This window comes from Kribbella sp. NBC_00382 (assembly GCF_036067295.1).
In the GTDB taxonomy this organism is placed as follows: Bacteria; Actinomycetota; Actinomycetes; order Propionibacteriales; family Kribbellaceae; genus Kribbella.
The window spans coordinates 4,527,814-4,547,168 of sequence record NZ_CP107954.1 but is presented as its reverse complement, the minus strand read 5'-3'; the positions used below and the strand labels follow the sequence as shown (position 1 = coordinate 4,547,168).

At 67.7% G+C, this 19,355-nt stretch carries 19 protein-coding genes; 10 read left to right on the top strand and 9 right to left on the bottom strand.

Annotated elements, in window-relative coordinates; all coding sequences use genetic code 11:
- Positions 1-4 precede the first annotated feature (4 nt).
- Complete coding sequence (locus OHA70_RS22030) at positions 5-1,237, bottom strand: D-arabinono-1,4-lactone oxidase (RefSeq protein ID WP_328320542.1); 1,233 nt, start codon at positions 1,235-1,237, stop codon at positions 5-7.
- Positions 1,238-1,302: 65 nt separating this feature from the next.
- Here OHA70_RS22030 and OHA70_RS22025 point away from each other — a divergent pair, with 65 nt between their 5' ends.
- The 4 genes from OHA70_RS22025 to OHA70_RS22010 all read left to right on the top strand — a co-directional run bounded on the left by OHA70_RS22025 (position 1,303) and on the right by OHA70_RS22010 (position 5,107).
- Positions 1,303-2,112, top strand: a complete 810-nt coding sequence (locus tag OHA70_RS22025) for an inositol monophosphatase family protein (RefSeq protein ID WP_328320540.1) — start codon at positions 1,303-1,305, stop codon at positions 2,110-2,112.
- Between the two features lie 17 nt (positions 2,113-2,129).
- Positions 2,130-3,110 carry a hypothetical protein gene (locus OHA70_RS22020; protein WP_328320538.1) on the top strand — a complete coding sequence of 327 codons (981 nt, stop codon included), beginning with the start codon at positions 2,130-2,132 and terminating at the stop codon, positions 3,108-3,110.
- A 117-nt stretch (positions 3,111-3,227) separates the two neighbouring features.
- A complete protein-coding gene (locus tag OHA70_RS22015) occupies positions 3,228-4,112 on the top strand; it encodes a phosphatase PAP2 family protein (protein ID WP_328320536.1) in 885 nt (294 codons plus the stop codon).
- Entirely contained in the window at positions 4,109-5,107 is a 999-nt protein-coding gene (locus OHA70_RS22010; protein ID WP_328320534.1) for a YdcF family protein, read from the top strand. Before OHA70_RS22015 ends, OHA70_RS22010 begins: the two co-directional genes overlap by 4 nt.
- Before the next feature lie 36 nt (positions 5,108-5,143).
- Here OHA70_RS22010 and OHA70_RS22005 read toward each other — a convergent pair whose 3' ends face one another.
- The 6 genes from OHA70_RS22005 to OHA70_RS21980 all read right to left on the bottom strand — a co-directional run bounded on the left by OHA70_RS22005 (position 5,144) and on the right by OHA70_RS21980 (position 10,213).
- The gene (locus OHA70_RS22005; RefSeq protein ID WP_328320532.1) at positions 5,144-5,902 is read right to left on the bottom strand and encodes a sulfite exporter TauE/SafE family protein; all 759 of its coding nucleotides are present in this window, start codon (positions 5,900-5,902) and stop codon (positions 5,144-5,146) included.
- A gap of 288 nt (positions 5,903-6,190) precedes the next feature.
- Positions 6,191-6,949: a helix-turn-helix domain-containing protein gene (locus OHA70_RS22000; RefSeq protein ID WP_328320530.1), complete on the bottom strand. Its 759-nt coding sequence runs from the start codon at positions 6,947-6,949 to the stop codon at positions 6,191-6,193.
- A gap of 40 nt (positions 6,950-6,989) precedes the next feature.
- Positions 6,990-7,586 (bottom strand): DUF3105 domain-containing protein, encoded by a 597-nt coding sequence (locus OHA70_RS21995; protein ID WP_328320528.1) that lies wholly within the window; start codon positions 7,584-7,586, stop codon positions 6,990-6,992.
- Positions 7,583-8,866 carry a PqqD family protein gene (locus OHA70_RS21990; RefSeq protein ID WP_328320526.1) on the bottom strand — a complete coding sequence of 428 codons (1,284 nt, stop codon included), beginning with the start codon at positions 8,864-8,866 and terminating at the stop codon, positions 7,583-7,585. The genes OHA70_RS21995 and OHA70_RS21990 overlap by 4 nt, the downstream gene beginning before the upstream one ends.
- On the bottom strand, positions 8,863-9,960 hold the full coding sequence (locus OHA70_RS21985) for a HesA/MoeB/ThiF family protein (RefSeq protein WP_328320524.1): 1,098 nt from the start codon (positions 9,958-9,960) through the stop codon (positions 8,863-8,865). The genes OHA70_RS21990 and OHA70_RS21985 overlap by 4 nt, the downstream gene beginning before the upstream one ends.
- 112 nt (positions 9,961-10,072) lie before the next feature.
- Positions 10,073-10,213: a hypothetical protein gene (locus OHA70_RS21980; RefSeq protein ID WP_328320522.1), complete on the bottom strand. Its 141-nt coding sequence runs from the start codon at positions 10,211-10,213 to the stop codon at positions 10,073-10,075.
- Between the two features lie 370 nt (positions 10,214-10,583).
- Here OHA70_RS21980 and OHA70_RS21975 point away from each other — a divergent pair, with 370 nt between their 5' ends.
- A complete protein-coding gene (locus OHA70_RS21975) occupies positions 10,584-11,702 on the top strand; it encodes a hypothetical protein (RefSeq protein ID WP_328320520.1) in 1,119 nt (372 codons plus the stop codon).
- Positions 11,703-11,772: 70 nt separating this feature from the next.
- On the opposite strand, the gene OHA70_RS21970 is transcribed toward OHA70_RS21975, so the two are convergent.
- Positions 11,773-12,531 carry an AIM24 family protein gene (locus OHA70_RS21970; protein ID WP_328320518.1) on the bottom strand — a complete coding sequence of 253 codons (759 nt, stop codon included), beginning with the start codon at positions 12,529-12,531 and terminating at the stop codon, positions 11,773-11,775.
- Positions 12,532-12,701: 170 nt separating this feature from the next.
- Here OHA70_RS21970 and OHA70_RS21965 point away from each other — a divergent pair, with 170 nt between their 5' ends.
- From OHA70_RS21965 to OHA70_RS21945, 5 genes are all read left to right on the top strand, one after another.
- Positions 12,702-14,258 (top strand): hypothetical protein, encoded by a 1,557-nt coding sequence (locus OHA70_RS21965; protein ID WP_328320516.1) that lies wholly within the window; start codon positions 12,702-12,704, stop codon positions 14,256-14,258.
- 125 nt (positions 14,259-14,383) lie between these two features.
- The gene (locus OHA70_RS21960; protein WP_328320514.1) at positions 14,384-15,154 is read left to right on the top strand and encodes an SDR family NAD(P)-dependent oxidoreductase; all 771 of its coding nucleotides are present in this window, start codon (positions 14,384-14,386) and stop codon (positions 15,152-15,154) included.
- A gap of 92 nt (positions 15,155-15,246) precedes the next feature.
- The gene (locus OHA70_RS21955) at positions 15,247-16,251 is read left to right on the top strand and encodes an NAD-dependent epimerase/dehydratase family protein (RefSeq protein WP_328320512.1); all 1,005 of its coding nucleotides are present in this window, start codon (positions 15,247-15,249) and stop codon (positions 16,249-16,251) included.
- Between the two features lie 7 nt (positions 16,252-16,258).
- Positions 16,259-16,903, top strand: coding sequence for a TetR/AcrR family transcriptional regulator (locus OHA70_RS21950; RefSeq protein WP_328320510.1), 645 nt, complete (start codon positions 16,259-16,261; stop codon positions 16,901-16,903).
- A 56-nt stretch (positions 16,904-16,959) separates the two neighbouring features.
- Positions 16,960-17,538 carry a nicotinamidase gene (locus OHA70_RS21945; protein WP_328320508.1) on the top strand — a complete coding sequence of 193 codons (579 nt, stop codon included), beginning with the start codon at positions 16,960-16,962 and terminating at the stop codon, positions 17,536-17,538.
- 278 nt (positions 17,539-17,816) lie between these two features.
- Here the strand turns inward: OHA70_RS21945 and OHA70_RS21940 are convergent, their stop codons facing one another.
- Positions 17,817-19,355, bottom strand: a complete 1,539-nt coding sequence (locus tag OHA70_RS21940) for an AbgT family transporter (protein WP_328320506.1) — start codon at positions 19,353-19,355, stop codon at positions 17,817-17,819.

Here is a 19,355-nt window from a genome sequence, read left to right as displayed (position 1 = left end):
TGGTTCAGGCGGGGAGGTAGGTGTTCACGTAGTCGTTGCGGAACTTGCCGTTGGGGTCGTACTTCGTGGCGAGGGCGATGAAGTCGGGGACCTTCGGGTAGCACTCGCGGAGGGTGCCGGCGTCGGCGGTGAAGACCTTGCCCCAGTGGGGGCGGGCGCCTAGCGGGAGTAGGGCTTCTTCCAGGGCGGCTACGACTGGGCGGACTGCTGTCTCGTCCCGGATCCAGGTGAAGTGGAGGGCGACGGTGTCGCGGCCCTGGCTCGGGCTGAGCCAGAGGTCGTCGGCGGCGATGGTACGGATCTCGGAGATCTGCAGGACGGGGGCCATCCGCTCGCCGAGGGCCTTCAGCTCCTCGAAGGCTTGGGGGGCGGCTGCTCGCGGTACGAAGTACTCGGACTGCAGTTCTTCGCCGTTGCTGGGGGTGAACTCCAGGCGGAAGTGCGGGAGGCGTTCGTTCCACGGGCCGGCGACGCCGAATTGCTGGGTGGCGAAGTCGGCGGGCATCGCCTTGATCGGATGGCGGGCTCCGTCGGCGAGCTGGGCGCCCAGCCAGGACGGCTCGTACGGCGTACCGGCGAGCATCTTGCGCCACACCATCACGTCCGGGTCGACCCAGTCGGTGAAGGCGCTGACGCTGTAGGCGCTCGAGAAGATCTCCTCGAAGTCGGTGCCGAGGCGTGCGACCGGCAGGCCGTCGTACACGACCTGGCTGATCTCGTACGTCGGTCGCGTCTCGAGCTCCAGCTCGACGGCCACACCGAGCGCTCCGAGCGAGATGATCGAGCCGAGGAAGTCGGGGTCGTCGCGGGTCAGCGTGACGAGTTCGCCGTCGGCGGCGATGAAGGTGGTCCTGGTGACGGCGGCGGCGAGTGGGCGGTTGGCGTCGCCCGAGCCGTGCGTACCGGTCGCGCAGGCACCCGCGACGGAGATGTGCGGGAGCGAGCCGAGGTTGTGCAGCGCCCGGCCCTCGTCCTGCAGATAGGCCGTCACCTCGCCGTACCGGAGGCCGGCCGCGATCGTGACGGTCTCGTCGGACGGGTCGTAGGCGGCCTGGCGAGGCAGCCCGGTGACGGAGATCAGCGTGCCCGTCGTGTCGGCGATCCGGTTGAAGGAATGCCCACTGCCCAGCACCCGGACGTGGTCCGACAACCGCACCAGCTCCTGCAGCTCGGACACGGTCCGCGGTGTCCGGACCTCCGCCGAGAAGGTGATGTTCCCTGCCCAGTTCGTCGTCATGCGCCCCACTGCCCTTCGGTCGTCTGCCCGCAGCCTTCCACATCGACTCGGATAGGTTGAGGCATATGCCCACTGACGAACACATCGCCCTGTCCCAGGAGCTGTCCGCCACCGCCGCCGAGGCGGCCCGGCTCGTCGCGGATGACCTGCGCACGGCTTTCCGCGGTGGGATGGACGTCGAGTTCAAGCGCGACAAGCACGACCCGGTGACCGTGCACGACCGCCGGGCCGAGGAGGCCATCTCGGGTCTGCTCACCGAGCGCTTCCCCGGCAGCAGCATCGTCGGCGAGGAGGACGGCGCGCACGAGGGTTCCGGCGAGGTGACCTGGTACGTCGACCCGATCGACGGTACGGCGAACTTCGCCCGCGGACTCGCCTTCTTCTGTACCTCGATCGGCGCGGTGCTCGACGGCCGCATCGTGGCCGGCGCGATCCTCGACCCGATGGCGGGCACGCTCTTCACCACCGACCTGTCCGGCGCCTGGCTGAACGGCAACATCCTCCGTTCGTCCGGTGCTCGCGAGGAGGCCGAGGCAGCGATCCTCACCAGCTACCCCAGCGCGCGCGACGTGGCTGAGGACGGGGCTGCGGGACTGGCGGCTTTCGGTGAACTGGTCTCGGCGTACGGGACCTTGCGTCGCCCAGGCAGCGCCGCGCTGAGCCTCGCCCACGTGGCGGCGGGTTGGGTCGACGCTGCGGTCGGCTTCTCGGTCAACGCCTGGGACATCAGCGCCGGCCAGCTCCTCGTCCAGCAGGCCGGTGGAACCTATCTCCCGTTCGGCGCGTCTGGATGGAACCAGCCGCACTACGCCGCCTACACCCCGGACCTTGACCCGGCTGGTCTGAAACACTTCCTGGCTGCTGTCCACAAGTAATGTCGAGAGGAATCATCTTGCGTTTCACCAAGTTCACCGCCCTCGGACTGGCCGCAGTACTGGCCGCCGGCGGCACCGCCGTCGCGGTCGCGCTCAAGGGAGCTGACAGCTCGCAGGCTGCCACCCAGAGCGTCAGCACCACCGCGGCGATCAGCTGCAGCACCGCGCTCGGTGGCAAGGACTTCTACGACGGCCCGTCCGCGTCGAAGATGTACAACGACCGGTTCACCAACAGCGCCGCGGTGCCGAACCTGAGCACCTACACGCCGCAGGGCATCGGCACCTGGTGGAACTGGGACGGCTCGAAGGACCTCCTGCTCGTCACGGAGTACCGCGCGGGCGCCCGCTCGCGGATCGTCGGCATCGACCCGGCCACCAACAAGACGGTCGGCGTCGTCGCGATCGACGCCACCCACGGCGGCGGGATCACCACCAGCAACGGCTGGGCCTTCGTGCAGGGCAGCACCAACGGCATCCGCAAGTACAAGCTGTCCACGCTGAAGACCGCGATGAAGGCGGCCGGTACGCCGTACATCAAGTCGGTCGGCGCGGAGCGGAAGGTCTACGGCGCCTCGTTCCTGACCAGCTACGGCGGCTACATCTGGTCCGGCAAGTTCAACGACAAGGGCCGCGACAAGATGTACCAGTACAAGATCAACAGCAACGGCTCGCTGACCACGATCAACAAGGCGTGGGAGATCCCGACCAAGACGCAGGGCCTGCTGGTCACCGGCACCCACTTCATCTTCAGCACCTCGTACGGCCGGACCAACCGCAGCAACCTGTACGTCGTCCGCCGCGGCCAGCCCGACCTGGACAAGGCCAAGCTGAAGTGCTTCCGGGCGCCGAGCATGTCCGAGGGCATCACCGAGTACGGCGGCCGCGCCTACCTGGTGTTCGAGTCCGGCTCGCACCTGTACGCCGGCGACTCCAAGACCCTGAACGTCATCAAGAACTTGCACAAGGCAACGATCAGCTCGCTCACCAAGCTCGCCTGACGACCGGGGCGGTGGGGCGGGGAAGGAATCAACACAGCTCCAAATCCCCGATCGACGGTCGGGCGCGTGGTTTGATGACCACCGCCCGACCTCTCGGTGACCAAGGAGCAACCCGAAGTGATCTCGCCCCGGCGCTGGACGCTGACCGCCGGAGCCGCAGTCCTGGCTGCCGCCGCCGTCTACCTACTCGCCGTCCGGACCGCGACCGGCCAGACCCTCGAGAACGCGGTACTACGAGGCGCCGACGAGTCGTACAACCACGACGCGACCGTCACGGCTGACGATGCGCTTGCCCAGATCACCGTGTACTCCCTGGCCGCGGCCTGTGTCCTGATCGTGCTCGTTGGGCTGAACCGCCGCCGGCTGGACCTGATGATCGCGGCCGTCGGCCTGATCGTCGCCGGCCAGGTGGTGACACAGAGCCTCAAACGGTTCATCCTCGTGCGGCCCGAGTTGGTTGATGTGACCGGCGACTTCAAGGGCAACAGTCTGCCGAGCGGTCATACGACGATCGCGATGACGGTGCTGTTCGCGGCTCTGATCATCGTGCCGTACCGATGGCGCGGGGTCACGATGTTCTTCGTACTCCCATGGGCGGTCGGTATCGGTGCCTACACGATGACGGCGAAGTGGCACCGGTTGTCGGACACGCTGGCCGCTGACGCCGTCGCGCTCGCGCTCGCCTGTTGCGCCTCCTGGTGGTTGCTGCGACGCGGCTCTCTCCGCGAGCGGGAAGGGCGCCGGCGCTATCCGTTGCGGGTCGTCTTCGTCTCGCTGTGGAGCCTGTACGCCGTGGGCTTCCTCGCCCTCGGCCTCATCTTGTGGATCGCGCCGCTGGTTGGGGAAGGGCTGACTACTTCGGCTCGGGACAACGCGTGGACGCTTTATCTGGGCGGTACTTCGCTCGCGTCGGCCGGATCGGTTGTCACCGCGCTGATCTTCTGGGCCAGTTGGCGCCGGCTCGAAGCCGAACCCATGTCCGGAGCCGAGGTGGCCAGATGATCGCTTTCGGGATCGCCGGGTTCTTCTTTCTGCTTTTCCTCATCACCTGGATCCGGGATCGGCGGGTGTTGCGCAACGGTGTCTATCTCGTGCTGACGATCATGTTCGCCGGGATCGGGACGGTGTTCGCGCTTGATGCGGTGTCGGATACGGCGGCGCGGCTGCTGGTGGTTGCGGTGCTGGTGGCGATACCGGTCATCATTTTTGTGCTCGCGATCTTCCTCACCGTCAACGGGGTGACGATGTGGAAGCGGGAGGGGCATCGGCCGGCCAACCTGCTCTCGCTGGCGGCCGGGCTCGGCATCATCGGGTTCGTCGTGTTCAACCTGATCGTGACGCAGTGGTCGTCGCCGAAGGTGGATGCGCTCCAGTCGACGCTGCTGCTCGCGTTGACCTACATCTCGTTCCTGTTCGTCTGCTTTCTCGCGTACTCGTTCGTGTACGCCCGGATCCGCGGCTCCCGCAAGGTCGACTTCATCGTCGTGCTCGGCTCGGGCCTGCGCGGCAGCCGCGTGCCACCGTTGCTGGCGAGCCGGCTCGATCGCGCGCAACTCACCTGGGAACGGGCTCGCGCCAAGGGCCGTACGCCGCTGCTCATCACGTCCGGCGGACAGGGCCCCGGTGAGGACGTCCCCGAGTCGCACGCGATGGCGACGTACCTGGTCGATCACGGCGTACCGGCCGATCAGATCCTGCTCGAGGACCAGTCGACGTCGACGTTCGAGAACCTGACCTTCAGCCGGACGATCATGGCCGGCCTCAACCCGAAGTACCGGTGTCTGATCGTCACCAACAACTACCACGCGCTGCGCGCCGCGTTCACGGCCCGCAAGGCGAAGGTCAATGGCCAGGTCCTCGGCTCCCCCACGGCCGCGTACTTCTGGCCGAGCGCCACCATCCGCGAGTTCGCCGCCGTCCTCCTCGACCACAAGTGGGTCAACGGCATCATCCTCGGCCTGATCCTGCTCAGCGGCCTCGGCCAAGCCCTCTTGTGACGCCGCCCCCTCTTCTTCTTTCCTTCCTTCCTTCCCTCAGAGCATCGTGATGGCGGCGGTGATACCGGCTAGGACTATGAGGACTCTCAAGAGGGTGGGCGGGAGCAGGCGGCCGATGTGGGAGCCGGTGTAGCCGCCGACGACGGAGCCGATCGCCAGCAGTCCCGCGACGGTGTAGTCGATGTCGGCGACGAAGACGAAGATCAGGCCGGCGACCACGTTCGCGGCCAGCAGGGCGAGCGTTTTCAGGGCGTTGACGACGCGCAGGTCCAGGTCGAGTCCGAGGCTCAGGACGGCCATCATCATCACACCGGCGGCGGCGCCGAAGTACCCGCCGTAAACGCCGGTCAGTGTCGCGAAGACGATGGTCGCGGGCGACATCGCGGTCCGCGGCGCCTGCCCGGCGATGGTGCGGGCACGCAGCCAGCGGGAGATCCATGGCTGGGCGCCGACGAGCAGGCAGGTGAAGAGGATCAACCACGGCACGATCGACTCGAAGACACCCGGCGGCAGGGCCAGCAGCAGCACGGCACCGCCGACGGCCCCGGTCGCGCACGCCACCGTGACAACCCTGCCCACCCGCGGTTGCTCGCGGATCTCCCGTCGATAGCCGAGCGAACCGCCGAGTGCGGCAGGGATCAGGCCCACCGTGTTCGACACGTTGGCGACCACCGGCGGGATCCCGAGCGCGATCAGCACCGGGAAGCTCAGCAGCGACGCGACGCCGACCGTCGAGGTCAGCAGGCCCGCGCCGAGGCCGGCGCCGATGATCGCCAACTGCTCCAGCCCAGTCACAGCTGCCCGCGGGTCACCGCGGTCCCGTCTTCATGCCTGAGAGCTTAGAGAACTCTGGGTGTACGGTCTGAAGTAACCACCGGGGACCAGGAGTTCCGCGGCGCACCAGGCTCGGCAGAGCTCAGGCAGCCCACGCGACATCCTCACCCAGGAGCACCCCATGGCGAAGAACAAGGGCGGACGCGAAGTCCGCAAACCCAAGCAACCCAAGACGCCGAAGTCGAACGCCTCGGACAGCACGATCGTCCCCCCGACCAAGCAGGGTCGCCGGTAACAGCTGTTCGCGAGTCAGTCGGGGTGCGTTCTCATCCGCGCGTAGCGCACCCCCGCCGCGAACCTGGTCTTCACGTCCAGCTCGTCGAGCAGTCGTGACACCTCGTACCTGACCGTGCGAACGCTGATCGTGAGCAGCTCGGCGATCTCGTCGTCGGTGCAGCCCGCGCTCAGCTGGGCGGCGATCAAGTGCTGGCGCGGCGTCAGCTCGACGGCACGGTCGCGGAGTTCGCATGCCCGGACGCTGGTCTGCCGAACGGCCTTCAGGTACTGCCGGGCCGCGTTGACCGCCTCCGCGCCCGTCATCACCATCAGGCTGCGTTCCCCCTCGCCGGTGACCGGTCCCTCGACGAGCACCCGCTCACCGTCGAACAGCTTCATCTGGATCGGCCCGCAGGCGACGTGGTACGGCATGTCCCGGCTGGCGGCGATGATGAAGTCGGTGACCGCGGACGAGCCGCCGCTGTTGTCGAAGAAGCTGGTCATCCGGACCCCGCGCCGGACCAGCTCGCGGTTCGCCCGGTGGCTCGGCGCGAACGTCTCCACCGTCTGGTCCCGGATCGAGGTGACCGCGATCAGCTCGGCCGCGCTCGCGCACTCGTCACGCAACCAGTCGCGCAGCGTCAGTACGTCCCGGCCGAACAGGTGCACCTCCGCGTGCGTCGTCCGGCCCGCGGCCCACTCGTCGCAGCGCGCGGCACGCACCACCTGCAGGCGCAGCGAGGCGTCCAGAACGCCTTGCCGGCCAGGAAACTCCAACTCCTCGCGGCCCATCTACGTCCCCCGTGACTCACCGTGAACACGAACACCGCTGTCAGTTCTCACCATCCGGCGGATGCGGTGGAAGACAGTCCGTCGCACCGTCGCGCCATTGGTGGTTGTACCGGCCGGGCACCTTCGTGGCGAAGGCGACGATAGCGGCTTCGTCGAGCGAGTCAAGACGTTCCGATCGCTGCCAGCCGCTCAGCGCGATGCCATGACCGAGCTTCGGGTACGGCGCCACGACCACGTCGCGCGGGTACTGCCGCCCGATCCGCTCGAGGTCGTCCACCACGTCGGCCGGTACGTCGGGCGCGTACTGCAGCAATACGTGTCCGTGCTCCAGTACGTGCACCTGCAACTCCTCCGCGACCGGCTTGCGGTAGATGCCGGGCGGGACGACGCGCGGCGAGTGCGGGCCGGACGTCGGCGGCATCGAGCGATACGGGTCGTGGGGCGCACCGTCGTACGCGATGTGGCGTTTGCCCTCGAACGGTTGGGGTGTGCCGGGGACCTGGTCGCAGGCCAGCGCGGGTTTGTCGGTGAACGAGCCGAGCAGGACGCCGAACGCGAGGCCCGACATGGTCAGCACGCTGAGGCCGACGACGATCACGCTGATCAGCAGGCCCCACTTGCGCACGGTCGTCGTCATACCGGCACCGCCACTGCTTCGGCGGCCACCGCGGCGCGCGCACGCCGGGCGCGGATCCGGTTGCGCAGGACAATGATCAGCGGCGCGGTCAGGTTGACCGCGGCGAACGCGATCAGGACGATGCCCTCCGTCCAGTAGAAGCTGAAGACCGGCGCGCCGACCATCACCCCGGACGCCCAGCCGAGCGTCACCTTGGCGGCCGGCAGGATGAAGTTCCAGGCGAACCAGCCCATCCAGACGATCCCGGCCAGATAGAGCAGCCGGTACCACCGGGCGACCCGGATGTCCTTGGCGTCGGCCTCACGCAGCAGCTTCTGCTCCAGCGGGGTGAGCTTGCGGATCAGCTTCTTGAGCCCGAGCCGGGTGACCTGGTGCAGGTTCTTGCAGCCGGTCGCGGTGGCCATCACCAGGTACATGTCGGTACGGAGGTACGCCATCGTCTGGAAGGCGAGCTTGCCGACCTGGCTGAGCACCAGCATCGCGAAGAAGCGGACCAGGTGCGGGTTCAGATCGATCCAGCCGCGCGAGTAGGCGAACCGCGGCGCGACGGCGGCGAACAGCACGAACGAGTCGAACGCCATCCCGGCGAGGAAAGGGCTGTAGCGCTTGTTCGGCGGCAGCGCCCACAGGCCGGTCAGATCGGTCTCCAGCACGGTGAAGATGCCGCGCCGCTCGAACCGCAGCTGCGACTTGACGCCGGCCGCCGCCCCGGCGAAGGCGTGCCAGATCTCGTGCACGACGGCCAGGCCCATCACGACCACGTTGGTGATCATCACGCTGAGCAGGATGTCGGTCACCACGAAGGCGTCCTCGTAGCTCGGCAGCAGCGAGTGGTCGGCGACGAACATCACCCCGGTCGCGACCAGGCAGCCCACGTAGAACGTCCAGGCGGCCTTGCCGAACAGGGGTTTCACCACCCACTGCGGGATCTTCGAGACCACCCAGTACTTCACCTTCTTGCCCGGCACGGCCTCCTCGACCCGCGTGGACGCGACCTCACCCGCAGCCTCGCGTTCGTCGAGAAGGCCGGCCTCGACGAGCATCTCGACGAAGTCCAGTACGTCGACAGGCTCGCCGAGCTCCTGTTCCAGTAGCTCGGCCACCTCGGCGACGGTGTGCCCGGCGACCAGCAGCTCGATCAGGCGCGCGCCTGCCTCCGGTACGACGACGAACCTGCCGGTCTCCGGATTGCCGAGAACGAACTCGTCCTCGTCCTCCTTGCGCACCAGCAGATGGCCGACACTCGGCCGGCTCGACGCGTCGACGGCGGCCACCGTCATTGCCCGACCCAGCCGCAGGTGTCGCACTTCTCGCCCGTCCGCGGCGTGACGACGTAGTGGTAGGTCAGGTCGGTGAGGCTCAAGTGGAACATCCGGCCGGCCGTGCTGGTGGGGATCCCGCCCAGGTGGTAGACGGCGTCCATCGCCGCCATGTGGCCGGTGAGGTTCGCGGTCGGCGCGATCACCGCGTGCCCGTCGAAGGGGAACAGGTCCTCGGGCTCTTGGCCGTACTGCTGCCGGATGAAGTCGGTCATGCTGATCAGGCACTCCTGGCAACAGGTGGTGCCGGGGATGAAGAGTCCGATGACCGCCATCGGCCCGGCGTACTGGGCGAGCATCCAGGGGGTGCTCGTGCGCAGGGCGGCCTCGTTGGTCCACTGCCGGATGAGCTTCTGCGGCTGGTCGGCGCAGAGGACGAGCAGGTCGCGGTCGTGCATCAGCGCGGCCACGTCCTCGGTGTTGAAGACCTGCTTCTCCTCACCGGTGACGGTGGCATGCCGGTTCATCCGGCTGAGTCGCTCGACTGCTACCGGGACCTTGGGCTTGCCGAGATCGTCCTCGGTGTAGAGCAGCTGGCGGGTGAGGTTGCCCTCCTCGACGGTGTCGAAGTCGACGCAGTGCACGGTGCCGACGCCGGCCGCCACAAGTGACGAGGCCACTGCCGAGCCGGTACCACCGAGGCCCAGTACTACGACACTGCTGGCCTTGAGGCGGGACTGCACGTCGTACCGGCTGGGGCGTGGGGTCAGGTCGACCCAGGAGTAGTACGTGGTGGCTCGGTCGTAGCGCTCGATCTCGGCCGGGCTGAGATTGGCGGGGGCCGGACCGGCGGCGTCCTCGACGTACCCGGCGTCGATCAGGCCCTGGATCGAGTCCCTGATCTCGACCGAGCAGAGCTCCGGTCGCTCGACGAGCAGCTGCTCGACGATTTCGTCGCGGGTGCGGGTGCCGTCCATCAGGCCGAGCAGCTGCCAGCGGTCGCCGTCCTCGTCGTCGATCTCGGCGCCGATGCCGAGCTGACGGCCGCCGATGTTGATCAGCGTCGGCGTCAGCCGGACGGGTTTGTGGATGCCCTTGATCCGTGGCCGCAACATCGCTACCTCCCGTGTCCCCAGAGTGCCGCTCGTGTCCCCGACTCGTGTGCTCCGGCGGTGTGCTGCCGGGGAGCCGGAGCGCGGTCTCCCGCGCCCCGGCCCTACTGACCGGCTAGCCGCATGTGGCGTCGCGGCAGCCGCCGCCGCCACCGCCGCCGCCGCCCGGGTCGGTGATGATCAGGGTCGTCTCGAGGTTCTCCAGCTTGCGAACCAGGAGTTTCCGCGGTTCGCGGACCTCAGCCTTCTGCTCCATGACTTCCTCCAACTGTCGTGGGTGGGTCAATCGCATTGCGGCGCCGCAACGCGATCATTAGAGCACTTCAGGCTATTTATTCCAATGCGCCCGATAAAGGTATTTCAGTGTATTTTTTTGGGCATTCTCCGAAGTAGGCGAGCCCGCTCCGTACCGCCCAGGAAGCCTGCCCACACGGGGGAAATCAGTCAATGGGTAATCTCTACCCAGATTCCTTGCGCACGGCCCCCATGAAACACTCGTGGCGGCCGGAGAAAGTCCGGGTAATAGTCTGCCGCACATTTCAAGTCACCGTTTGCGACAGTTTCGGACACATCCATCGGTGACCAATTGGTTGCAGTCGGTAGTCGGGTGGGCGATGCTCTGCTCCATGAAACGATTGATCGGATGGATCGTGCTGGGGCTGGTCGCGACCCTGGGGGTGACCGCTCCGGCGGTACCGCTCCCGGTGGAGCTACCAGGCGGCAAAGCCAACTGGGTGGTCTCGGTCGGTGGACTGCATGATGCAGCGGACAACAACTACGCGAACTGGACCCGGTTGGGCTGGTACATCTTCGCGGCCGACGGGACCGTCAGAACGAACTACTGGATGTGGAAAGAGCTGGACGAGCCCGAGCGTGTCACCAGCATGACTGCGAGTTGCGGTGGCGACGTGCCGAAATGTCCGGTCCAGACGATGGGCAGCTTCCTGACCGGGCCTACCGGCGTCTTCCAGGGCACCTACCAGACCTCGGACGGCAAGGTCGACGTCACGTGGACCAAGGACGGTGCGGGTCAAGCGCTCACGCCAGCACTGACCGAGCACTGGTTACTCGATCCGATTCCCGGCGGCAAGGTCGCCCGGATCAGTAGCGACGGCTACCACAGCACGGTCGCCGGCCCGGTGGTGGTGCCGTCCACCTTCTCGAGCTACTCCGCGAGCTTCGGGATCGGATATGGCAGCAACGCGCCGCTGTCGGCCGGGAACAAAGTGAGCATCACGGACATCCGGACAACCTATGGGCAGGACGAGTTCGTGGGCACCTTCGTCAGGGCCAACAAGGGCACAGTTGGCCGCGAGGGCGCCGGACTCTGGGCAGCCGGTTTCAACCAGGCAACCACCTTCGACCAGTGGCGGTCTTGTCCGAGCGGGAAGTGTGTGGGCTTCCGGGAGAAGACGAAGGACGGCTGCTTCTGCGAGAAGTTCCCGAACCCCAGGGATCGGATCCGCTACCTGGCCGATGCACCCCCGGCCCGGAACAACATCTACACCTACTGGTGTGAGTGTCTGGCCCAGGGAGCGGCGTGCTACCAGGCCAACAACCACGTTCAGTCGTTGCTGCAGATCATCGACGACGACCGCAAGTTCCAGGGGTGGGTCGGCGTCGAGACATCAACGAGTGTCGACAGTAGATCCCTCAAGCCGAACCATGACTTCGGGAGCGCCTACTGGGCGGTGCTCAACATGGTCACGCCAGACCTTCGCGGCCCTCAGCCCGGAAAGCCTTAGAACCAGGCCCGGCGCAGGCGTTGGTCAGCCTGCGCCGGGTGTCTTGGTCAGCGGCCGGCAGTTGGTTTGGTCAGCGGCCGCCGAGGAGGCCGCCGAGCATGCCGGCCACGCCGCCTTCCTGGCCGGCTTGCTGGCCGCCGCCGGTGCCGCCGATCAGGCCGCCGGGCGGTTCTTCGGAGGGTTGGACGACGACGAAGCCCTGGCCGGTGAAGGCCATCGTGAACGCCTCGCCGGTGGTCCGGCCGAGCAGGGTGCCGAGGCCGATCGAGTCGGCACGCTGGTACCCGGTCTGCAGGCTGGTCGACCAGCAGACGGCCGCCTGCGGGTCGGCGAACGTGGGCTGGTCCACGTTCAGTACGACCGGGGTGCCCTTGCAGGTGATCGCGATCCGGCCCTGGCCGGCGAAGTTGCAGTTGAACAGGCCGGAGTTCGACATCATCCCGGCGCCCTGGACCATCTTGATGTCCCAGCTCAGCGTCGGCTCGAAGGCCAGCACGTTGGCGCCGTTGATGCTCAGCCCGTCGTGCGGTCCGTCCAGATCTATCAGGTAGATGTCGGACGCGCGGTCGGCGAGGAACACATCCCCTTCCCCGCGCATCTTCATCAGCGGGATGCCCTCACCGGTGAGCTTCTGCTTCAGGAACTTGCCGATCCCACCCGCCCCCTGCGCCTCGAACTGCACGTTCCCCTGGTACGCGACCATGGCGCCCTGCCGGGCGAAGACCTCACCGCGCAACTCGACCTTGAGCAGCTTCGAGTTCTGCAACCGCAAGCCGGCCTGAGCCGACTCCCGCTCCTGATTCGTCGCGGCGAACAGTTCGCTCCGCATGCCGATTCCCCCTCCGTCTGGATGACCCCGAGCCTAGGCTCGGACGCACCAAGTCCCCTCCCGGTGCCGTCCCATCCTCCCCCGAAATCACCACTTCCGGCCCTGCCGATCAGCTGACCCCGTCGGCACGGGATGCTGTTGCGCGCCGGAACCACCGAACGGGAGCGCCCATGTCCAACAACTGGTACACCGACAACCGCCAGAACCGCGAGCTCGAAGACCTCCGGGACCAGATGGCGGCGGCTTCGTCCGAGGCGTCGAACTTGCGGTCCCGGCTGTCCCAGGTGCAGGGAACGATGGAGACGCGGCTGCAGCGGCTCACCACCGCCTTCGACGCCTTCGTCGAGCTGTCCGATATCCGCGAGAGCCTGATCGGGTTCGCGGACGCCGCCGAGGTGCGCCGGCATGCGGGTCAGGTGCTGGCAGCTCTGGCTTCTGGCCAGTCGCCGACCCGGGTGGGTCGCGACGTACCGGCGTACTGGCTCGCGCCTGCTGTAGAAGCGATTCGCGAGCTGGGCGCTCTGGACGAGGCTCAGCTGGCTGAGGCGATGAAAAGGGACGAGGTCAGGACCAGTACGTTCCTCTGCCTCGCGCTCGCCGCGCTCGGTCGGCGCAACGAGGTCCGGGCGGAGTGGCTGAGCACCGCGTTCGGTCAGCTGGCCGCTGACGGCACTGTCACCCGTACGCAGCGCGCGCTCTGGACGGCGGCGGCGCGCGGTGGATTCGGGGCCGAGGGCCAGCACTGGATCGTCACCCAGCTCAAGGTCGGCAACGCTGGAAGCGAGCGCTGGGCCGCGGTGGTGAAGGAACGTGCGACCGGTCTGCCCGTCAGCGCGGCGCCGCCTTTCAAGGAGTTCACCACCCAGTTCAAAGCCGGGGCGGACCTCGCCCGGCTGCGTGCCGGGGTCGAGGCGATCACCGGTGACACCAGCGTCCTCGAGCCGGACGGCGCGCTCGCGTATGCCGCCGGCAGCAAGCCGGACCCCGACAACCCGGACTCCGACAGCCCCGACCCCGACAGCACCTCCGCCCTGCTGCGGCTGCTGATCTCGGAAGGCAGCGAGCCCGAGCGGGAGATGCTCGCTCGCGTCGGCGAGCTCCGCGCCAAGGTGACCAACGGAAGCGCGCCCAGCAACGGCGCGCTCGGCGATTCGGCCGGTGAGCTCGGCAAGCTGCTCGAGGCGGACCTCGGCAAGACGAAGGAGCCGCACCTCGCGGCGACGGCCTTGCGGGTGGTCGCTGCCGTCGTACTGGCCGACGCCGAGGACCTGGCCAAGACCGCGAGCCTGCCGACCCCGACGCAGGTGAGCAAGGAGATCGAGTGGCGGCAGGTGACTCTGACGCCGGACGGCGCGGATCGGCTCTCGCTCGCGAAGGCTGAGCTCGAGATCACTCAGACCGTGCAGCCGTTGTCCGCTCAGGACCTACGCGGGCCGATCGGGTTCGGCGTCGTCGGGCTCTTGGTAGTGATCGGGCTCGGGTTCCTGGTGCACCCGTTCTGGATCGCGGTCGGGCTGGTGCTGATCGGCATCGGCGGCTACGGCTTCTGGGCGGCCCGGAAGAAGCGGTCCGGCGAGCAGGCTGACACCGTCCGGCGGATCGGCCGACTGCGCGAGCAGGCAACGGCGGCCGGCGCGGAGCTCGCGGCGTACAAGGCCGGCGACACCGCCCGCCTCGCCGCGGTCACCAGCGACCTCGAGGAAGTCAGGAAGCGCCTCCAGGACTGACCCTCCAGGCTGGATCCAGGCTGCTTGCCGGCTTGGGTCCAGCCTCTCTTGCGCAGTCTTTGTTAGTCGGCTAAGTTTTTCTCTTAGTCGGCTAATGAGTCGACTCTACCGCGAGGAGACGCTTGATGGAGCTGGGATTGCAGGGCAGGCGGGTACTGGTGACGGGCGGGTCGTCCGGGATCGGCAAGGAGGCGGCGCTGGCGTTCGCTCGCGAGGGTGCGCGGGTCGCGATCACCTACAACTCACGCAAGGAGGCTGCCCACGACGTCGTCGACGCGCTTGGCGCCGAGGCTTTCGCAGTACCGATGGACCTGGGGGCACCTGAGTCGATCGCCGACGCGGTCAGCCAGACGATCGAACGGTTCGGCGGGCTCGACGTGCTGGTCGGCAACGCGGTCAATTGGGGCAATGCGAGTCCGCACGAGCGGCCGAAGCGGATCGAGGACGCCCAGCCTGACCAGTGGCTCCCGGTGCTGCGGGACAACCTGACCGGGAACTTCCGCCTCGTCCAGCACGCCGCGGCCGCCCTGCGCGAGTCGAATCAAGGCCGGCTGGTACTTCTCTCAACCGATCTCGTCGAGCGCGGCATGGCCGGCGCCTGGGCCTACACCGCCGCGAAGGCCGGGCTGCACGGACTCGTCGCCAGCCTGCAACACGACCTCGGCGAGGACGGCGTTCTGGTCAACCTCGTAATGCCGGGCGTCACACTCGAGAACGGCAGCCACCGGGTGATCCCGGACGAGGTGATCGGCCAGTTCGCGCAGGGATTCACCGCCCGACACCTGCCAGAGGCCGCGGATGTCGCCGCCGCGATCGTCTTCCTCTGCTCAGCCCGGACCACCGCCACCCAGGGCGAGATCGTCCGGGTGAACGGCGGCGCGGTGCGTGTGGCGTAGATCATTCCAGTCAAACGGAGATGGAATCTCCTCTCTGGGTGTACGCTCGGGGAGAAACGGAGATGCCATCTCCGTTAACTGGGAAGGTCGACATGAACGAGTTGGTGCTGGTCACCGGCGGCACAGGGTATGTGGCGGGCTGGTGCATCACGGCGTTGCTGCAGCGTGGGTACGACGTACGGACGACCGTGCGCAGCCTGAAGAAGGAACAGACGGTCCGGGACGCGGTCGGGACCGTGGTGGATCCGGGTGACCGGTTGAGCTTCGCGGTCGCGGATCTGACCAGCGACGAGGGCTGGGACGAGGCCGTCGCCGGCGTCGACTACGTACTGCACGTCGCCTCGCCGCTGGGTGGCCAGGAGGACCTGATCACTCCGGCGCGCGACGGTGCTCTCCGGGTACTGCGCGCCGCCGCCAAGGCTGACGTGAAGCGGGTCGTGATGACCTCGGCGGCGAACGCGGCGAGCCCGTCGAGTTACAAGGAAGAGGGCATCACCGATGAGACTCTCTGGACCGACCCCGAGGACCCGACCCTGATTCCCTATCGACGCTCGAAAACCGTTGCGGAGAAGGCGGCCTGGGCCTTCGTCGAGAGCGAAGGCCGGCCCGAACTACTGACCACGATCCTGCCCGGCGCGGTCTTCGGGCCGATCCTCAGTACAGGCAATCTCGGGTCGGTGCAGATCATCGCCCGGATGGTCGGCGGCAAGATGCCCGGTACGCCGCGGATCGGGCTCGAGATCGTCGACGTCCGCGACCTGGCCGACATCCACATCCGCGCGATGACGTCGCCCGAGGCGGCCGGGCAACGGTTCCTCGCGACCGGTGAGTTCCTCTGGATGCGGGACATGGCGGTCGACCTCAAGAACGGCCTGGGCGCGGACGGCGCGCAGGTGAAGACCCGCCAACTGCCCGACTTCGTGGTGCGGCTCTCGGCACTCTTCGACAAACCACTGCGCTCGATCGTCGTCTCGCTGGGCCGCCGCAACCAGCACAGCACCGCCAAGGCCGAGCGGGTCCTCGGCTGGAAGGCCCGTCCCGCCGCGGAGACCGTGGTCGCCTGCGGTCGCAGCCTGCTCGACTGGAAAGTGATCTGATGAACCCGTGAGCAGTGAGGTGAAGGGACCCAGGAAAGACTCCGTCCGCAACCGGGCGCGGTTGATCGACAGCGCTCGGGCGGTGTTCGCCGAGCGGGGCTTCGGCGCGACGCTCGACGACATCGCCCGGCACGCGGGGGTCGGCGTCGGTACGGCGTACCGGCACTTCCCCAACAAGCAGGCACTGGCCGCTGTCGTGCTCGCGGACGCGACCGAGCAGATCGCCGCCGACGCGGCGGACGCGCTGGCGATCGAGGACCCGTGGGAGGCCCTGGTCACGTTCTTCGAGCGCAACGGCGCCCGGCAGGCGGAGGATCGAGGGCTGTACGAGCGGCTGACCGGGCTCGGTGATGCCGAACGGCAGGACCAGATCTGGCCCGGGATCGTCGCGGACGTGACGTTGCTTCTCTCCCGGGCACAGGCGGCCGGCGTGGTTCGGGCCGATGCTGTCCCGCAGGACATCGCGGCCATCTTCGCCCTGCTCGGACCGGCGTACGAGATGACCCGGGACGTTGCCCCGGACCTGTGGCGGCGCTATCTCGCGCTCATCCTGGACGGTCTGCGCGCCACCGACCGACCGCCTTTGCCGGCCGCACCGCCACCCGCCGAGGCACTGGACACCATCCTCAAAGCGGGCAAACCTCAGCGCTGACAACGTCGCGGGCTTGTACGGTGGGGTCAGAGACCCTTCTTCGAAGGAGTGTTGTGATGGCCCGGGCGCTGATCGTGGTCGATGTGCAGAACGACTTCTGCGAAGGTGGGAGTCTGGCGGTCAGCGGTGGCGCGGACGTCGCGTTCCGGATCGGCGAGCTGCTGCACCACTGGCACGACGCCGAACCGGACCAGCGCGACTATGCGTACGTCGTCGCCACCCGCGACCACCACATCGATCCGGGCGACCACTTCTCCGAGACGCCTGACTTCGTGAACTCCTGGCCGGTGCACTGCGTGGCAGGCACGGACGGCGTCGGCTTCCACCCCAACCTGGATCCGCAACCCTTCGACGCGATCTTCGACAAGGGCGAGTACGCCGCGGCCTACTCCGGCTTCGAGGGCAAATGCCACGAGAACGGCAAGCCCCTGGCCGACTGGCTCCGCGAGAAGGGCGTCACCCAGGTCGACGTCTGCGGGATCGCCACCGACTACTGCGTCCGCGCGACCGCCCTGGACGCCAACCGCGAAGGCTTCCGCACCACAGTGCTGACCGGCCTCACCGCAGGGGTGGCACCGGCCAGCACCGAACAGACCCTCGTAGACCTCCGTACTGCGGGCGTGGCACTCGCCTAACTCGGAATCGACACGGGTTGGCCACGTAGGCCACGGGGTGATGACGGCAAGGCCGGTGGGGGTGGTGCTGCCTGGCGGGCCGAATTGGTTGCTGCTGGCAATTGTCCGGACCGCCAGGACATCAATGACCCGCTTGCAAACGCTTGCCTCTGCGTATCCGGCTCGTTCGCGGGGCTATTGATGTGCTGGCGGTCCGGGCGGGTGCCTGCAGCGCAGCGCGACAGTCGTGTCGGCCGCGGATGGGACTGTCCGCGAGGTGGCGTGGGCGATGGGATGGGTTATCTGACGGGCGCGCCGGGGCCGAGTGGGATGCCGAGGGCCCACCAGGCGAGGAAGAGCAGGGTCCATGCGAGGGTCATCGCCACCGCTAGCGGGACTGTGTACGACGCCAGGGTGCCGACGCCGGCGTCTTTGCGGTAGCGCTGCAAGAAGCCCAGCGCCATCACGAAGTACGGGCTCATCGGGGTGATCGCCGTCGAGCCGGAGTCTGCGATGCGGAACAGCGCCTGGGTGGTCTCGGCGGGGACGTTGAGCAGCAGCATCATCGGGACCAGGATCGGCGCGGTCAGCGACCACATCGCGGAGCCGCTGGTGACGAGGATGTTGATCAGCGTCAGCAGGACCAGGATGCCGAGGAAGATGACGATCTTCGGGGCGCCCAGATCGCCCAGCCAGCGGGCCGACTCGGCAGACAACAGGTCGCCGATCTTGCTCCAGCTGAAGTACGCGAGGAACTGCGCGATCGCGAAGAACAGCACCAGCACGGGCGCCATCTGCTTGATCCCCTCGGCCATCAGCTTCGGTACGTCGCCGGCCTTCTCGATCACGCCGACCGTCACGCCGTAGGTGATCCCGACCAGCCCGAACAGCACCGCGACGACCATCGCGATCCCGTCCAGGAACGGCGACTCGACGATGCTGCCGTTCTCGCCCCGCAACGGCGAGTCGTGCGGGACCAGTACGGCGATGATCGCGACCGCGGCGATCCCGAACACGATCGTTGCCCGCAGCAACCCCGTGCGCTCGCGATCGGACAGGACCAGCGCGTCCGGGTCGTCGCCCGGGGCGTCCGGATCCGCGTCCAGGTCGTCGCGCTTGCTCAGCACCAGCCGGGTGACGAGCGTGATGACGAGGGCGAGCAGCACCGACGAGACGATGTTGAAGAACCAGTTCGACAGCGGGGAGATGGACGCGTTCGGGTCGATCGTCTTGGCCGCCGCTTCGGTGATACCGGCGAAGATCGCGTCGTTCGGGGTCGGGATCGGGCTCGCGTCGTACCCGGAGGCGATCGCCGTGTACGCGACCACGATGCCCAGGATCGGCGACCGGCCGACCGCGCGGAACGCGAGCCCGCCGAGCGGTACCAGGATGATGTACGCCGCCGCCGAGGCGACGTGCGCCATCGTGCCGGCGAAGGCGACCGCGAAGACCACCATCGAGGTCGGCACCCGGGACACGCTGACCTTCATCAGCGACTGCAGGAACCCGGTCCGCTCGGCCAGCGCCACGCCCATGATCACCACCACGATGGTGGCCATCGGCGGGAACTCGGCGAAGTTCGAGATCGCGGTCGAGACGGCCATCTGCAGGCCGTCTCCAGACAGCAGGTTCTGTACCGCGACGACCTTGCCGTCCTTCGGTGACAGGACCGAGACGTCCAGGGCGGCGAGGATCGCGCTCACCACGGCGAGGATCGCGGACAGGATCCAGAACAGCCAGAACGGATGCGGTAGCGCGTTGCCGGCCCGCTCGATCACGGCCATCCCGCGGACCAGGCGGGGCAGGTCCTTCTTCGGCTCGGTTGCGGTGGTAGTCAT

Bases quoted from the DNA above. Each gene is read 5' to 3' on its own strand.
- OHA70_RS22030 (WP_328320542.1), bottom strand. From the start codon at position 1,237: ATGACGACGAACTGGGCAGGGAACATCACCTTCTCGGCGGAGGTCCGG.
- OHA70_RS21980 (WP_328320522.1), bottom strand. From the start codon at position 10,213: ATGGAGCAGAAGGCTGAGGTCCGCGAACCGCGGAAACTCCTGGTTCGC.
- OHA70_RS21990 (WP_328320526.1), bottom strand. From the start codon at position 8,866: ATGACGGTGGCCGCCGTCGACGCGTCGAGCCGGCCGAGTGTCGGCCAT.
- OHA70_RS21945 (WP_328320508.1), top strand. From the start codon at position 16,960: ATGGCCCGGGCGCTGATCGTGGTCGATGTGCAGAACGACTTCTGCGAA.
- OHA70_RS22000 (WP_328320530.1), bottom strand. From the start codon at position 6,949: ATGGGCCGCGAGGAGTTGGAGTTTCCTGGCCGGCAAGGCGTTCTGGAC.
- OHA70_RS22010 (WP_328320534.1), top strand. From the start codon at position 4,109: ATGATCGCTTTCGGGATCGCCGGGTTCTTCTTTCTGCTTTTCCTCATC.
- OHA70_RS22025 (WP_328320540.1), top strand. From the start codon at position 1,303: ATGCCCACTGACGAACACATCGCCCTGTCCCAGGAGCTGTCCGCCACC.
- OHA70_RS21985 (WP_328320524.1), bottom strand. From the start codon at position 9,960: ATGTTGCGGCCACGGATCAAGGGCATCCACAAACCCGTCCGGCTGACG.
- OHA70_RS21960 (WP_328320514.1), top strand. From the start codon at position 14,384: ATGGAGCTGGGATTGCAGGGCAGGCGGGTACTGGTGACGGGCGGGTCG.
- OHA70_RS21975 (WP_328320520.1), top strand. From the start codon at position 10,584: ATGAAACGATTGATCGGATGGATCGTGCTGGGGCTGGTCGCGACCCTG.
- OHA70_RS21995 (WP_328320528.1), bottom strand. From the start codon at position 7,586: ATGACGACGACCGTGCGCAAGTGGGGCCTGCTGATCAGCGTGATCGTC.
- OHA70_RS21940 (WP_328320506.1), bottom strand. From the start codon at position 19,355: ATGACTACCACCGCAACCGAGCCGAAGAAGGACCTGCCCCGCCTGGTC.
- OHA70_RS21965 (WP_328320516.1), top strand. From the start codon at position 12,702: ATGTCCAACAACTGGTACACCGACAACCGCCAGAACCGCGAGCTCGAA.
- OHA70_RS21955 (WP_328320512.1), top strand. From the start codon at position 15,247: ATGAACGAGTTGGTGCTGGTCACCGGCGGCACAGGGTATGTGGCGGGC.
- OHA70_RS21970 (WP_328320518.1), bottom strand. From the start codon at position 12,531: ATGCGGAGCGAACTGTTCGCCGCGACGAATCAGGAGCGGGAGTCGGCT.